General features: G+C 64.2%; 14 protein-coding genes. 6 read left to right on the top strand and 8 right to left on the bottom strand.

Annotation, left to right across the window (positions count from 1 at the left end):
• Window positions 1–32 precede the first annotated feature (32 nt).
• The 7 genes from M3498_00650 to M3498_00620 all read right to left on the bottom strand — a co-directional run bounded on the left by M3498_00650 (window position 33) and on the right by M3498_00620 (window position 7,582).
• Window positions 33–1,406 carry a hypothetical protein gene (locus M3498_00650; protein ID MDQ3457804.1) on the bottom strand — a complete coding sequence of 458 codons (1,374 nt, stop codon included), beginning with the start codon at window positions 1,404–1,406 and terminating at the stop codon, window positions 33–35.
• Between the two features lie 202 nt (window positions 1,407–1,608).
• Window positions 1,609–2,565: a 4-hydroxythreonine-4-phosphate dehydrogenase PdxA gene (pdxA, locus tag M3498_00645; protein ID MDQ3457803.1), complete on the bottom strand. Its 957-nt coding sequence runs from the start codon at window positions 2,563–2,565 to the stop codon at window positions 1,609–1,611.
• 71 nt (window positions 2,566–2,636) lie between these two features.
• Window positions 2,637–3,908: a TRAP transporter large permease gene (locus M3498_00640; GenBank protein ID MDQ3457802.1), complete on the bottom strand. Its 1,272-nt coding sequence runs from the start codon at window positions 3,906–3,908 to the stop codon at window positions 2,637–2,639.
• Window positions 3,909–3,911: 3 nt separating this feature from the next.
• Window positions 3,912–4,409, bottom strand: coding sequence for a TRAP transporter small permease (locus tag M3498_00635; protein ID MDQ3457801.1), 498 nt, complete (start codon window positions 4,407–4,409; stop codon window positions 3,912–3,914).
• A gap of 67 nt (window positions 4,410–4,476) precedes the next feature.
• The gene (locus M3498_00630; GenBank protein ID MDQ3457800.1) at window positions 4,477–5,463 is read right to left on the bottom strand and encodes a TRAP transporter substrate-binding protein; all 987 of its coding nucleotides are present in this window, start codon (window positions 5,461–5,463) and stop codon (window positions 4,477–4,479) included.
• Window positions 5,464–5,528: 65 nt separating this feature from the next.
• Entirely contained in the window at window positions 5,529–6,779 is a 1,251-nt protein-coding gene (locus M3498_00625) for a four-carbon acid sugar kinase family protein (GenBank protein ID MDQ3457799.1), read from the bottom strand.
• The gene (locus M3498_00620) at window positions 6,776–7,582 is read right to left on the bottom strand and encodes a DeoR/GlpR family DNA-binding transcription regulator (protein ID MDQ3457798.1); all 807 of its coding nucleotides are present in this window, start codon (window positions 7,580–7,582) and stop codon (window positions 6,776–6,778) included. Before M3498_00620 ends, M3498_00625 begins: the two co-directional genes overlap by 4 nt.
• A 239-nt stretch (window positions 7,583–7,821) precedes the next feature.
• Here M3498_00620 and M3498_00615 point away from each other — a divergent pair, with 239 nt between their 5' ends.
• The 6 genes from M3498_00615 (at window position 7,822) to M3498_00590 (ending at window position 13,317) form a co-directional block, all read left to right on the top strand.
• Entirely contained in the window at window positions 7,822–8,997 is a 1,176-nt protein-coding gene (locus M3498_00615; GenBank protein MDQ3457797.1) for a mandelate racemase/muconate lactonizing enzyme family protein, read from the top strand.
• Between the two features lie 161 nt (window positions 8,998–9,158).
• Entirely contained in the window at window positions 9,159–10,007 is an 849-nt protein-coding gene (locus tag M3498_00610; GenBank protein MDQ3457796.1) for a zinc metallopeptidase, read from the top strand.
• A gap of 291 nt (window positions 10,008–10,298) precedes the next feature.
• Entirely contained in the window at window positions 10,299–10,730 is a 432-nt protein-coding gene (locus tag M3498_00605; protein ID MDQ3457795.1) for a MerR family transcriptional regulator, read from the top strand.
• A 3-nt stretch (window positions 10,731–10,733) separates the two neighbouring features.
• Window positions 10,734–11,735 carry an ATP-binding cassette domain-containing protein gene (locus M3498_00600; GenBank protein ID MDQ3457794.1) on the top strand — a complete coding sequence of 334 codons (1,002 nt, stop codon included), beginning with the start codon at window positions 10,734–10,736 and terminating at the stop codon, window positions 11,733–11,735.
• The gene (locus M3498_00595) at window positions 11,728–12,531 is read left to right on the top strand and encodes an ABC-2 family transporter protein (protein ID MDQ3457793.1); all 804 of its coding nucleotides are present in this window, start codon (window positions 11,728–11,730) and stop codon (window positions 12,529–12,531) included. The genes M3498_00600 and M3498_00595 overlap by 8 nt, the downstream gene beginning before the upstream one ends.
• On the top strand, window positions 12,532–13,317 hold the full coding sequence (locus M3498_00590; protein MDQ3457792.1) for an ABC-2 family transporter protein: 786 nt from the start codon (window positions 12,532–12,534) through the stop codon (window positions 13,315–13,317).
• 5 nt (window positions 13,318–13,322) lie between these two features.
• On the opposite strand, the gene M3498_00585 is transcribed toward M3498_00590, so the two are convergent.
• Entirely contained in the window at window positions 13,323–14,417 is a 1,095-nt protein-coding gene (locus tag M3498_00585; GenBank protein ID MDQ3457791.1) for a YbfB/YjiJ family MFS transporter, read from the bottom strand.
• Window positions 14,418–14,489 lie beyond the last annotated feature (72 nt).

The raw sequence follows: 14,489 nt of genomic DNA, 5'->3' as shown, positions 1-14,489 counted from the left end.
GGGCGGCAGCGTAAAGCCCGTCCAGTAATTGCTCACTGCCGAGACGAACCGGCCACTCGAGCGCCGCTCCTAGCGGCGGTGGCGGCTTCAGGAGCGTCCACCTCCTGGTCGCGCGCCTGCAGGCGCGCGATGACGGGCCGGCTGCGCAGCGCCAGCCACAGCATCTGGACCAGGCTGCCCACGGCGAAGGCAAAGGTGCCGACGTAAAGCCCCGGCAGCGTCCCCAGCCACACCCCCACCACCAGCAGCACGGCGCTCGTCGCGAGCGAGATCAGCACCGCGTGGCTGACGTGCCGCGTCTGACCGCCATAGAGGATGACGCCCTGGTAGTAGTTCTGGTACACGGTCACAGCCGGCCACAGCAGCGTGAGCAGCAGGCCGCCGCCGGCCAGCCTCACCAGGTCCGGCTCGAGACCCATGACCGCGCTGAAGTAGAGCTGTGACAGCGGGCTCAGCGCGACGAGGAGCAAGACCCCGGTCATGCCGAGGCTCAAGAGGTGCGCAAAGCGCCGCAAGCTCCGCCACGCGCCGCTCCCGTCCAGCGTGGCCACGACCACTTCGTTATAGGCCATGCCGAGACCCCGGAACATGAAGATAAAGGCCATCAGGACGGGCCAGGCCGCCAGCGACTCGAGGGCCTGGGGCATGCGGGCGAGCGCCGCGCTGCCCAGCGGCTGCGCGGCCAGAATCAGCAGGCTGGTCAGCGCCAGGGGGTTGTAGAAGCGGTAGAAGGCCCGCCAGGACAGCGGCGTACCCGCCTCCGCGGGCAGTTGTTCCCTGACCACCGGGCGCACCCGCCAGCCGATAAAGGCCGCCTCGGCGAGCACGCCCGCGGCGATGCCCACCGTGCCGACCACGATGCCGGGCGCCCCGGCGAGGGCCGCCACCGTTATGCCGAGGAGGATGGCGAGGAGCCGGATCACGGTGCCGACGCTGACCGAGAGCGAGCGCCCGTGGCGGATGAGCAGACCCTGGTGGAAGCGGCGGTAGGCGATGCTCCAGGTAAACGGCAGCATCACCATGAGACCCCAGCGGGCGGGCTCGACCACCTCCGCCGGCGGGTTCAAGAGCCTGACCACGACCAGGTCGTAGAGGGGCGTAAAGGCGAGCAAGGCGTGCAAGACGGTGAGCAGCACTCCGGCCGTCATCATGAAGCGGTGGATGAGGCGGTAGGCCTGCCGGTCTTTGCTGAGCGCGGTGGAGGCGGCGAGCAGCATGATGATGGGCGCTTCGATGACGAGCGCGAGCGGGAAGACCAGCCCGCCCAGGGCCGCGAGGTGGACGGTGGGGTCGGCGAGGCGAGCGATGACCGCACCCACCAGGGGCTGCTCCAGGCTCATGAACAGCCAACTGGCGGCGAGCGGCCACCACGCCTTGAGGATGTGGAAGAGCGGCAGAGGGCGCATAACCCGCACAGCCTACTGCTTGCGCCTGGGCGACGCTAGCCGCCTACACTACAAGCCGCCTGAGATAACAGGTCGGGTTTCAGACGGTCCTCTCTCAGGCTGGTGACCAGCTCGAGCGCCCCGGTGCTCCTCCGCGACATGCGCGCGGGGTGGAGTCGGAAGCGCCGAAACACTAGGTTTGAAGGCCGGACTACCGAAGTGCTCAGGCGTTCTCGAGAGGTCCCGCCAGTCGCACCGCATGAAGGATCGCTTCGACCATCGATGCCTCGCTCGCCACGCCTTTACCGGCGATGTCGAAGGCGGTTCCATGATCCACCGACGTTCGCACGACGGGCAGGCCGACCGTGATGTTGACGCTCTTGTCGAATCCCGCGTACTTGGCCGGAATGTGGCCCTGATCGTGATACATCACGACGACGACATCGAACCTGCCCTGGCTCGCGTGCCAGAAGACGGTATCCGGCGGGTGCGGCCCGGAAGCTTGAATTCCCTGTCTCTTTGCGGCTTCGATCGCGGGGGCGATCTCGCGGATCTCTTCGTCGCCGAACAAGCCACTCTCACCGGCATGCGGGTTGAGGCCCGCGACAGCAATCCGAGGTTGGGAGATCCCAGCCCCCTCGAGAACCGTGTGGGCCAGCTCGGTAACCCTGAGAATTCGGTCTCGCTTCACCCGGCGGATGGCTTCAGCCAAACTCACGTGAGTAGACACATGAATCACCCGGAGGGTTGGTCCGGCCAGCATCATGGCGTAGTCCCTGGTGTTGGTAAGAGCTGCCAGCATCTCGGTATGTCCGGGGTAAGGAACGTTGGCTAGCGCCAGCGCCTCCTTGTTGATCGGTCCGGTCACGATCGCCGCGATCTCCCCTTTCAAGGCTAGTTTGACGGCGTGTTCGATGTATTCGGCTGCGGCCTTGCCCGCCTCTGCCGTGACTTTACCCCAGCGATGGCTTCCCGCCTTGACATTCTGAAGGTCGATGACTTCGACGTCATCAGGCAAGGGCTGCCCCCCTGGAAGAGCGCCCTTATCCGCAAGGGCACGGGCCGCCTGCTCGAGCACAGCCTCATCACCGATGATCGTCAGTTTGCATACCGCCAGAACGTCCTGCTGGCGCACCGCTTTGAGGGTGATTTCAGGACCGATGCCGGCGGGGTCGCCCATGGTAATGGCGACTCGAGGCTTACGGCTGTGCTTGCTTATCATGCCTGCCTTTCGGAATGCTTCGCGACGCCTCAGCGGAAGAGCGTGGTAGGTAGCCATAGCACGAGCCCGCTAAAGAAAACAAGCAGGAAAAGGATGACCACCATGACGAACAGATACGGAACGCTTTCGCGTGCAACACCCAGTACAGGAGTTTTGGCGATATGAGCAGAGATCATCATCGTTGTGCCGACCGGCGGGGTGAACAAGCCGATCGCAAGGCCAAAGACCATGACCACGCCGAAATGAATGGGGTCGATACCGACCGCGCGCACGACCGGAAGCAAGATCGGCCCGAACAGGAGAACACCTGGAGACACGTCCAAAATGGTGCCGGCGAGCAAAAACATCAGGGCGAGCAAGGATAGGAGAACAACTGGGTTGTCGATCGTCCCGCCGATACTGGTCGCGAGCGCTTGGGGAATGAGCGAGTAGGCGAGAAGCCAGGTTATGAAGCCAGCGGTCGAGATAACGATCATGACGACCGCCGATGAGACGACCGTTTCGACGCACGCCCGGTACAGCAACGGCATACTCCAGCGGCGGTAGATTAGGCCCAGCAGCAGCGCGTAAAGAACAGCGGCGACGGAAGCCTCCGTGGCGGTAAACACCCCCGCCATGATGCCCCCGAGGATGATCAGGACGAGTCCGAGCGCCGGCAGCGCCCGGACTCCGGCGACGAGCACGTCACGAACGCTGGCACGCTCATACTTTTGGTAGCCGCGCTTCTTGGCGAGATAGGTGGTCATCAGGATCATGCCGAGAGCGACCATCACGCCCGGCACGATGCCGCCGAAGAACAGCTCGCGGATGGACAGCTGCGTGGCCACTCCCGCCAGAATCATGGGGATGCTCGGCGGGATGATGATGCCCATGGTGGACGAGGTGGCGTTGATCGCGGCCGCGAAGCGGGCGTGATAGCCCTCGCGCTTCATGGCGGGAATTAAAATGGAGCCGAGTGCGCTCGAGTCGGCTATCGCGGACCCGGAGACACCTCCGAAGAACATGCTCGCGACGATCGAGACGTTGGCGAGGCCACCGCGCAGGTGCCCGACAAGCGTGCGGCTGAAGTTGATGATCTGCTCGGACAGGCCGCTGCCGTTCATCAGAGCGCCGGCGAGAATGAAAAACGGGATCGCCAGGAACGGAAACGAGTCCAGGCTGGTAAACATCCGTTGGAATACGGCCAGCATGGGTAGGGGTGTCTCGTTGACCAGGTAGGCGACGCCGGCGAGACCGAGCGCGAAGGCAATCGGCACCCCGATTGCCAGCAGCACCGCGAAAATACCGAGAAGCAGCAGCACCCGTCACTCACCTTCTTCGCGGAGCGGTTCACCCGTTCTCCACGAGCGCACGATGCGCAAGATGGTCTCGAGGTTGAACAAGAACATCACCGCGCCGCTGACAGGCAAGGCGGCGTAGGCATAGCCCATAGGATACCTGAGCGCGCTCGAGCGCTGGTTCATGGTGCGCTCGACGAGCTGCCAGCCGTGAATGCTCATCAGGTAAAAGAAGTAGCCCAGGATTATAGCAGCCAGGAGCTGCACGAGCACACGTCCCGCGGGCGGCAGCCGGTTGGGCAAGAGGTCGATGCTTATATGCGCCCCTCTGCGGTACACGACCGCGCCACCCAAGAAGACAAGCCAGATCATGAGGTGACGGCTGACTTCCTCCGTCCAGTCGAGCGGCTGGCCGAACACGTAGCGGGTGAAGACCTGCGAGCCTATAAAGGCGACCATTAGAACCAGCACAAGCACCAGCCCGAACATCAGGGTGCGCTCGAACCAGTCGAGGGTGCGGGTCATTCTCTATTCTCCAAGCGCTCTCCTCCAAGAGGGTGAGCCCCGGCCGCGCGGCGGCCGGGAATCGGCGTCAGTAGCTCTGGCCTACTTCTTGAATGGCGTTATAGAGCTCTTCGAAACCTTCGTACTGCAAAAAGCTCTGCTGAACATCGCCGGCGGCTTCACGCCACGGCCCAATGTCCGGTTCCGTGATGGTCATGTGCTGCTCGATCTCTTGCCAATAGTGACTGTCGAGGTCGGCAAGCAGTTCGTCGTTGTAAACCCGCGCGTCTTGAGCGGCGCGAACGAGCGCCTCCTGAAGGTCCGGCTCGAGGCTGCTGTAGCGGTCCTCGCTTATGACGATCATCATGAAGCCGACCAAGTGGTTGGTCAGCGCCAGGTAATCCACCACCTCATAAAAGCGGTTCGCGTAAATCACCCCGAGCGGGTTCTCCTGCCCGTCGACGACACCTTGCTGCAGCGCGTTATAGACCTCCGTGAAGGCCATGGGGGTGGGGTTGGCGCCGAGCGCACGCCAGGTGGCTAAGTGCGCTTCCATCTCCGGAACGCGAATCCGCATGCCCCGAACGTCTTCCACCGTGTTCACGGGCCGGCTCGTGGTGAGGATACGCGGGGTGCGCATCAGGTAGCCAAGGGAGCGGATTCCGGTGCTCTCGACGAGCCGGTCGGTAATCAGTTCACCCGCTTCGCCTTCCATGACGGCGCGGACATGATCCTCGTTGCGGAACAGGAAGGGGAACTCGAGGATGGCCATGGCGGGATCGAAGTTCTGGAGGATGCCGCCGAGCACCGAGCCGTCGATGGTACCGAGCTGAATGCCTTCGGCGACATCACGCTCACCGCCGAGTGCGCCACCGACAACCACCTCGATATTGATGCGGCCGTCGCTGTACTCGTTGGCGAGACGCGCGAACTCCACGAGCGATTGGCTCTGGTGATCGTCCGCTGCATACGCTGAAGCGAACACCATCTCTACCTCTTGGGCTGCCGCGTTGGCGAACACGCCGAGCGCCAACATAATGACCGTTGCTTGCGCAAAACACCTCAAGGCTTTCATGTCCTACCTCCTTCGTTGCGTCGTTTCAAGCCGCTCGCCGTAAGGCGCGGCGGCCAGGGCAACCACTAGCTGGGCGCGGAGAGGGCGTCGACGCCCTCTCCGCTCAGGTGACGGACGACATGAAGAAGCGCGTTCTTCCCGCCAAAGCCGCCTGCTTTCGTAATGATGGGGAGGCGATCTGCACTCCCACCTTGGACAAAGCCAAAGGGCAGGCCGGGGGCGACCTCACCTTGGATAACGATCTCGCTTGCCGACAGAGCTCGAAGCGTGCGGTAGGCTGTTTCTCCGCCGGTCACAAAGATGCAGCGCGGTTTCGTTGCTGTGATGAGACGGCGGGCGTACTGGGCTATAGCGTCAGCGAAAACACCTGTTTCGGCTCTACCGGCAGGCGACTGGAGAGCAAGGTGAGCTGTAGCAAGGTGAGCCGCCGCACGTTCTTGGCTGGCGGCGAAGCCCGCTGTGGCGGTGAGCGTTATGGTGTGCACCGTCTCCCATTCCTTTAGAACGTCGAGCTGCTCGCGGTTCACCGGGTTCATCGATCCGCACAAGATCAGTATACCCGCCGACCCGACGGTCTTCGGGGGAGGCGCCTTGGCGTCTGTGTCCGCTGCCGGCCGCAGGCTCTTGGCCAGGTGCCGAGCGAGACCGGCCGTCCCCACCAGCAAGACCTTCTTCGGCAGGTCTTGCGCCGAGCGCGCGATCACCGCGAGATGCTGCTCGGTCGCAGCGTCTACAACGCAGTAGCCGTTTTGCGAAAACGACCGCCGAAGCGCTTCCGTCAGCGCGCCAGCACCGCGCTCGACGGTCTCCATGCCGATAGTCCCGACGGACACCCCGGCCTGGCGGCGGAGAAGCGTCGGTATGTGGGAGGTCGCCGCTGCACCGACGGGATCCTGCCCTGCTGCGGCGTCCTCGAGAGGAACACCCCATAGCAACTGGCGAGCAGCGACGGTCGTCCGCCCCTCTGCCGGTAGGGCCGGCGCGACCAGAACGCCAGCACACCCAGAGGCGCGCCTCAGCGCCTCGGTTTCGGTCGCTACCGGGCCACGCAAGGTCGAGTCGATCTTCTTGTAGAGGATCGCCTCGGGCCCCTCGAGCCACGGCCTGAGACGAGCCTCGATCTTGGCTCGAGCCTCCTCGGCGCCGGCATGACGCGTCTCTGTGTTCACCACCCGCACGGCAGCGTTCGGCGGAGCGCCGTCCACTGCCATGAGGCCGTCCACGGCGATGGAGACGGGCGTCTGTGGACGGGCGAACACCGCGGCGACCTCGCATGCACCCGTAAAGTCATCCGCCACGACCAGCACATGGGTCATTCCGGAGCACCTGCGGCCTGAAGATCGGCCGGGGCCCCGGCGACGGTGACGGTCGCCCCGTGGGCGCGGGCAGCCTCAAGCTGTTCGCTCGAGATGCGGCTGTCGGTGATGAGCTCGTCGACCTTCTCGAGCGTGGTTATCTCGCAGAATGCCGCCAGGCCGAACTTCGAGGCGTCGGCCAGAACGACCACCCGGCGGGAGGCTCGGATCAGCTTGCGCTTGGTTGCAACCACATCGATCGAGGTGTCGCTCAGGGAGCGCTCAGCTACGCTGTGGACGCCGACGAAGGCGATATCGACGTGAATACGGTCGAGGAAGTCCCCTCCCGGCTCCCCTACCAGCGTGTATGATCCCTGCCGGAGCGTCCCGCCGGGAACCACCAAGCCGGCATGAGAGATAGGCGCGAAGAGCATGGCGATGTTCAGATCATTCGTCAGCGCGGTGACGCGCACGCCTCGTTTGACCACTTCTTTGGCAGCCTCGAGCACCGTCGAGCTGGAGTCGAAGATCACGCTCCAACCGTTCTCCACGCGTCCAGCGGCGAGCTTTCCGATGGCTCGCTTCGCCTCATGATTTTGATGGACGCCTATGGCGAAGTCAGGCTCGAAGGTCGTACTCGGGAGTGTCGGTAGATTCGCTCCGCCATAACTGCGCTGCAGGTAACCATGCCGATTGAGGAAATCGAGGTCGCGCCTCACGGTGCTTTCGGAGAACGACGAATGCCTGGCCAACTCCTTGATCGATGCGGCGCCACGCTGTTGGATAAAGTCAAGCAACACGGCGCGTCGCTGCGCGGGTATCACGGCTTGCCCTCCTCATGATTGAAACGTCGGTCTGAGACGTAGGTCTGAGGCGTCGGTACTAGCTATATCACAGCCAGATTAGCATAGAGTTGCAAACTATGCCAAACTATGCCGAGGCTCTTGTAAAGATGACGGCCGAGAGGCGGGTCTCGGACCCAGGCAGAGGGCCAAGACGGAGGCTGTAACCGAGCTGTGAGGTCGCGGCTTGCCAGTCAGGAGAAGCCAGAGAGGAGAAGGAAGTGAGAATCGTCGATATTCAAGAGCGCACCGTGTCGATCGCCTCGGATATCCGCAACGCCTATATCGACTTCAGCAAGATGAACGTCTCGGTCGTTGCCGTCTACACCGATGTGGACGTGAACGGCCAGAGGGTGATCGGCTACGGCTTCAACTCGAACGGCCGTTACGCCCAGGGCTGCATCCTGCGCGAGCGCATCATCCCGCGCATCATGAACGCCGAGCCCAAAAGCCTCTTGGACGAGACGGGCAACGCCCTAGACCCACAGCGCGTCTGGGACGTCATGATGATGAACGAGAAGCCCGGCGGTCACGGCGAGCGCTCCGTGGCGGTAGGCGTCATCGACATGGCCCTCTGGGACGCGCTGGCCAAGGCCGAAGGAAAACCCCTCTACCGCCTGCTCGCAGAGCGCTACCGGAATGGCGAAGCGGATGAGCAGGTTTTCGTCTATGCCGCAGGCGGCTACTACTACCCCGGCAAGGAGGTCGAGCAGCTAAAGGAGGAGATGCAGAGCTACCTCGACATGGGCTACAGCGTCGTCAAGATGAAAATAGGCGGCGCCAGCCTCGAGGAAGACCTCAGACGTATCGAGGTGGTGCTCGAGCTGGTCGGTTCAGGTGAGAACCTGGCCGTGGACGCCAACGGTCGTTTCGATCTCGATACCGCGGTGGCTTATGCCAGGGCGCTCGAGCCGTACGGGCTGCGCTGGTACGAGGAGGCTGGAGATCCTCTGGATTATGCCTTGCAGGCTGAACTTAGCGAGCATTACCAGCCGGCTATGGCGACGGGAGAAAATCTGTTTTCCATGCAGGACGCGCGGAATCTATTGCGGCACGGCGGCCTCCGAAAGGACCGGGACATCTTGCAGATGGACCCCGTGCTTTCTTACGGCCTGGTAGAGTACAGGCGGACACTATCGGTGCTTCAGGAGATGGGGTGGTCCGCGCGCCGCTGCATTCCCCATGGCGGCCACCAGTTCGCCCTCAACATCGCGGCGGGTCTGGGCCTCGGCGGCAACGAGTCTTACCCCCAGGTGTTCAAGCCGTTTGGTGGCTTTGCCGACAGCACGCCCGTCGAGAACAGCCTTGTCGGTCTACCCGAGGTAGCGGGCATCGGTTTTGAAGCCAAGAGCGAACTCTACGCGCTCCTCACCTCCTTGTTTCACGGCGATGGCTGATCCAGCTACCAAAGATCCTGCCCCGCTGGAACCCGATGTTCAGTCAGCCTCGGCCTCGAGCATGACCCAAACTAGCCAACACGCTTGACAAAGCTTCGCCTGTTCTTAGCATCTTGTTCTGGAACGCAATGATTCTCTGGCCGCCGTGCTAGCTTTTCGACATGAAATGGCAGGATTTAAGACGCAGCAGAAACGTTGTCGACCGCAGGAACGCCAGGCGCACCGCCGCCACCGGAGGTGGTTTGGGCCTGGGAGGCATGATTCTCGTGCTTGCCTTTGCGCTGCTCACCGGGCAGAATCCCCTGGCGCTCCTGGGGCTGGTGCAGCAAACTACCCCCAGCACGAGCCAGACCCAACCACAAGTACGCCAAGATGAAAATAGCGACTTCGTGCAGGCCATCCTGGGGGATACCGAGGTCGTCTGGGGAGAGATCTTTGCCGCCTCAGGTCAGACTTACCAGGAGCCCGAGCTCGTGCTCTTCTCAGAAGGAATAGAATCCGCCTGTGGCTTTGCGGGCTCCGCAGCAGGTCCCTTTTACTGCCCAGGAGACTCCAGGGTCTACATGGATCTTTCCTTTTTTGGGCAACTGGAGGCAACGGCGGGGGAGGAGGCGGAGTTTGCACGTGCCTACGTCATCGCGCACGAGGTCGCTCACCACGTGCAAAACCGGCTCGGCATCCTCGCTGAGGTGCAGGCACAAAGAAGGGGCTTGAGCACAAGCGAGAGCAATGCCTTGCAGGTGAGGGTCGAGCTGCAAGCCGACTGTCTTGCCGGCGTGTGGGGCCACTATACGGCGCAGCGGGGAATCATCGAGCAGGCGGATATCAACAGGGCGTTGCAAGCTGCGGCGGCGGTGGGAGATGATCACCTGCAGCGGCAGTCGCGCGGCCGGGTCGTGCCTGAGAGCTTCACGCACGGCACATCCGAGCAGCGGATGCGCTGGTTCTCGAGGGGACTTGCGAGTGGCGACTCTGCCGACTGTGGGACCTTCAACACTTCCGCCCTCTAGGTCATGGTGCCCTCTAGGTCATGGTGGCAACGGGGATGGGTGTCGGTCTGCCACGTCGCGTCCTCAAGGCACAAGGGACTTTGGAGCTGTCACACCCTGGTTTCCAAAGCCGGTATACAAGCCATACAAGGGCCCCAGGTACGTAGACTCTCTTCTCACGCGCTACGAGCCCGTTTCATGACCCCTTGAGAGACGCGGCTTTTATCAGCCATTCCTGATCCGCACTCCCTTGACCCTGTACCCTGATACGGGGTTTATCCTGGTAAGCGCAGGAACTGGAGGTGGATCCGGGTGAGATCGTTAACCATCGGCAGGGCCGCCAAGCTCGCCGAGCTAGGCGTCGAGACGTTGCGCTTTTACGAGCGGCAAGGGCTGATCGCGCCGCCACCACGCACAGCGTCGGGGTACAGACAGTATCCGCAGGAGGTCGTGGCGCGCCTGCGTTTTATTCAACGCGCCAAGGCGCTGGGCTTTACCTTGGGCGAGATAAAGGAGCTGCTCTCGCTGCGCTTCAGCCCCTCGGCAGACCGCTGCGACATCAAGGCTCGAGCGGAGGCCAAGCTCGCGGCTATCGAAGCAAAACTGCAAGACCTAAAGAGGATGAAAGGCGCCCTCGAAGGTCTCACCCAGGCCTGCGCCGAAACGGCCTCCGCTCGCGGCTGCCCCATCTTGGAAGCGCTCGAGGATTCGGGTGGCTCCGACCCACCTGAAGCCAGCGTTTAAGCAGTGGCAGCGCTCATCAGGGCTCTGCAGCTCAGCCGGACCTACCGAGTGCCCCAAAGGCGCGAGGGGCTTCGCGGCGCCTTCCAGGACCTGCTGCGTCCGCGGACGCGCCAGGTCCACGCCGTCAGCGAGGTAAGCTTCGAGATCGCGCGGGGTGAAAGCGTCGCTTATATCGGCCCCAACGGCGCCGGCAAGTCCACCACCGTCAAGATGCTCTGCGGCATCCTGAGGCCCAGTGCCGGGGACCTCCGGGTCATGGGCTTCGAGCCGCACCGCGACCGGGAGCGCTACGTACAGCACATCGGCGTCGTCTTCGGCCAGCGCAGCGCACTGTGGTGGGACATCGCGGTGATCGAGTCTCTGCGGCTCCTGCAGCGGGTTTACGGCGTCTCCGAGGTGAACTTCAAGGAGCGCCTGGGGCGCTTCGACGAGGTGCTGGGCCTGGGTGGCTTGCTCAGCACGCCCGCCCGCAAGCTCTCGCTGGGCCAGCGGGTGATGGCGGATTTGGCGGCCGCCCTGCTGCACGACCCGCCCGTCGTCTTTTTAGACGAGCCCACCATCGGCCTCGACGTCTCGGTCAAGGCGCGCATCCGCGATTTTCTCAAACACCTCAACCGGGAGGGCACCACCCTGCTCCTGACCACCCACGACCTGGGCGACGTCGAGGCGATTTCCGAGCGGGTGATGGTCATCGACGAGGGGCGGCTCATCTTCGACGGGCCGAGCTGGAAGCTGCGCCGGGAGGTAGGACGGGGCAGCCGCATCATCGTGCAGACCGCCGAGGGCTCCAGCCAAACCTTGCAGGCCGCCACAGAGGGCATGAACCTGATCTGGACGGATGAAGGCCGCGGGCGCTACAGCGCCCGCTACGACGCCGCGAGCTTGCCGACGCCGGAGCTGGTCGCGCAGGTCATCGCCGGTATCAAGGTCGAGGACATGGAACTCCGCGCGGCCAGCATGGAAGACGTGGTGCGCGAGCTCTACGAGGGTCGGCGCGGTGGCTGAAGGCGCCGGCCGCATGACGCTCTACTGGGGCTTTGCCCGGGTGCGCTTCGCCGACCTGCTCGCCAACCGCACGCGCTTCTTGGTGGGCGTTTTCAGCTATCTCGTCTATGTCAGCGTCTACTACAGCATCTACCGGGCGGTGTACGGGGTCGGCGAGACGATAGGCGGGCTGAGCCTGGCCGAGGCCTTGAGCTACGTCGCCGTGGTGTGGCTCCTGCGCTCCTTTTACACCAGCACCTTGGACCGCGACCTGACAGAGGAGGTGAGGCAGGGCGACATCGCCCTGTCGCTCTTGCGCCCGGTCGACTTCAACCTATCCAAGCTGGCCGGCGCGGCCGGCGAGATGGGCTTCAGAGCGCTCTTTTTCACGCTGCCCGCCGCCGTGGTCATCCTGCTCGTCTACCCCGTCTTGCCGCCCGCCGGACTCGCGGCGGGGTTCGGCTTCTTGCTGAGCGCCCTGCTGGCCTCTGCCGTCTACGTCCAGCTGAATCTGCTGGTGGGCCTCAGCGCTGTTTTCAGCGAGCACACCATCGGCATTCAGCGAGCCAAGAACGCCATGCTCGACCTCTTCGGCGGTGTGCTCCTGCCGCTGTCCTTCTATCCGGAATGGGCCCAGAGCATCCTCGCCTGGCTGCCCTTTGGGGCGGTGGCCTACGCGCCCGTGTCGCTCTACCTGGGCAAGCTGGGCGCCCTCGAGGTCCTCGGCGTGCAGGCGCTGTGGGCGGTGGCGCTCTACGCCGTGAGCCGCTGGCTGTGGCGGCGGGCGGCCTATCACCTGACCGTGCAGGGAGGCTGAATGCGGAGCCTGTTGCTGAGCCTGGACTATCTCATCATGCTCTTAAAGGCTCGGCTCGCCTACCGCGCGGACTTTTTCGTCCAGGTGGGCTCGGACCTGCTCTTGCAGGCCGTCGACCTCGTCTTCCTGATGGTGCTCTTTTCGCGCGTCAGGGCGCTGGCGGGATGGAGCTTCGATGAGGCGCTCTTCATCTACGGCTTCTTCCTGATTCCCTTCGCGCTCTTCAACGCCACCTTTGCGGCCCTGTCGGCGCTGGGGGCACGCTACATCGTGCGGGGCGATCTCGACCGCGTGCTGGTGAGGCCAATGAACTCGTTTTTGCAGGTTCAGCTCGAGCTCTTGCGGCCGCAAGCCTTAAACGGCGTGCTGCTGGGGCTGGTGGTCATCGCCGTAGCTTCGGTGCGATTGGGGCTGAGCTGGTCGGCGCCAGGCGCCTTGGCGGCAACGGCGGGCGTTGTCGGCGCCTGGCTGGTCTACGGCGGCGTCTATATCGCCGTCGCCAGCGTCAACTTCTGGACTCAGGACCGCGCCGGCCTCTTCCCCATCGCCTACAACCTGATCACCTTTGGGCGCTACCCGCTGACTATCTACCCGGCCGCCATCAGGTTTCTGCTCACCTTCGTCTTGCCCTACGGCTTTTTGGCCTTCTATCCCGCGGCCGGACTCATACGCGAGGAGTTTCGCCTTATCGGGCTGATGACCCCGGTGGTTGGGGTCATCAGCCTGACGGTGGGCTTGAACCTGTGGAGGCAAGGCTTGAAACGCTACGAAGGCGCCGGCTCATAAACGTCTCACGCCCGCTGGCGCCAACCCGCGGTCACCACCAGGGCCAGCGACAAGAGTCCGCTCGAGACCCATAGCGCCCCCGCCGCCCCGCCCACGAGGTCGCCCGCGACGCCGCTCAGGCTCGGCCCCAGCGCCTGACCGAGCGCAAAGGCCGCCGTCGACAGACCCATCGCCCTGGCCCAGGCGCCAGGGGGCAGGCGTCGCCTGAACACCTGGGTGATGGCCACGATGACGCCCAGGAAGCTCATCCCAAAGGCAAAGGCCGACAGCCAGGGCAGATAGACCATCACCGGAAAGAGGCTGGCGAGGGTGAGCACGAGGAGCACGTGGACGAGCGCGCGAGCGCCACCCAGGCGCTCCACCCAGCCTCCCCAGACGACGCCGGTCATGAGCGCGCCGACGCCCAGGACGGCCCAGAAGCCCGCGAGCGGCACCGGCAAGGCCGTGGTCACGAAGGTCATGTAGCCGATATAGCCCGCGCCGTAGAGCCCGTAGGCCAGCAGCAGCGGCGCGATGGGCCGGAGGCTGCCGTCTTCTCCCAAGGCGGGCGGCGCGGGCTCTTGCAGCCGCGGATAGGCGAGCAGGGCGAGGGCCGCCAAGAGCCCCGAGAGGAGCCCGAGCAGCGCCCACGCCTCCTGCCAGCTCGCGGTCAGGGGCAGGGCCAGCGGCGACAGCAAGATGCCCAAGCCCACCCCGCTGAAGTAGAGGCCGACGCTGAGACCACCCGCCCCGCTGGCCAGGAGCAGCGCGGCGCCGCCGACGAAAACCCAGGCGCCCAGGATACCCTGCACGAACCTTAGGAGCATCAGCCCCGCGAAGGGCGGCGCCAGGGCCAAGGCCAGCAGGCTCAGCGCCTGCAAGGAGAGCGCGCCGTAAAAGCCCCGGCGGTAGCCCAGGCGGTAGAGCGCGCGGTGGCTCAAAAGCGCGCCCAGAAGATAACCGGCGGTGTTGGCGCTGCCCAGCAGGCCGGCCTCCGCGTAAGACAGGCCCAGCTCCCACTGCATCTCGGGCAGGACCAGAGCGTAGGCGAAGCGGCCGATGCCTACCGCCGCCGCGGGGCCCAGACCGAGCAGGAGGCCGAGCAAGAGGCCGAGACGCACCCGGCGATTCTACGCCAAAGGCGCAAGCGGAGCCGCGAAGGTGAGCTCGAGCCGGGCGCGCCCTCGCGCCCC

It is taken from the genome of Deinococcota bacterium, assembly GCA_030858465.1.
GTDB lineage: Bacteria > Deinococcota > Deinococci > Deinococcales > Trueperaceae > JALZLY01.
This window is presented reverse-complemented; position numbering and strand designations above follow the sequence as displayed.

What these genes read in the sequence shown, in the direction of transcription:
- M3498_00650 (MDQ3457804.1), bottom strand. Translation starts at nt 1,406, where the DNA reads ATGCGCCCTCTGCCGCTCTTCCACATCCTCAAGGCGTGGTGGCCGCTC.
- pdxA (MDQ3457803.1), bottom strand. Translation starts at nt 2,565, where the DNA reads ATGGGCGACCCCGCCGGCATCGGTCCTGAAATCACCCTCAAAGCGGTG.
- M3498_00635 (MDQ3457801.1), bottom strand. Translation starts at nt 4,409, where the DNA reads ATGACCCGCACCCTCGACTGGTTCGAGCGCACCCTGATGTTCGGGCTG.
- M3498_00630 (MDQ3457800.1), bottom strand. Translation starts at nt 5,463, where the DNA reads ATGAAAGCCTTGAGGTGTTTTGCGCAAGCAACGGTCATTATGTTGGCG.
- M3498_00625 (MDQ3457799.1), bottom strand. Translation starts at nt 6,779, where the DNA reads ATGACCCATGTGCTGGTCGTGGCGGATGACTTTACGGGTGCATGCGAG.
- M3498_00610 (MDQ3457796.1), top strand. Translation starts at nt 9,159, where the DNA reads ATGAAATGGCAGGATTTAAGACGCAGCAGAAACGTTGTCGACCGCAGG.
- M3498_00590 (MDQ3457792.1), top strand. Translation starts at nt 12,532, where the DNA reads ATGCGGAGCCTGTTGCTGAGCCTGGACTATCTCATCATGCTCTTAAAG.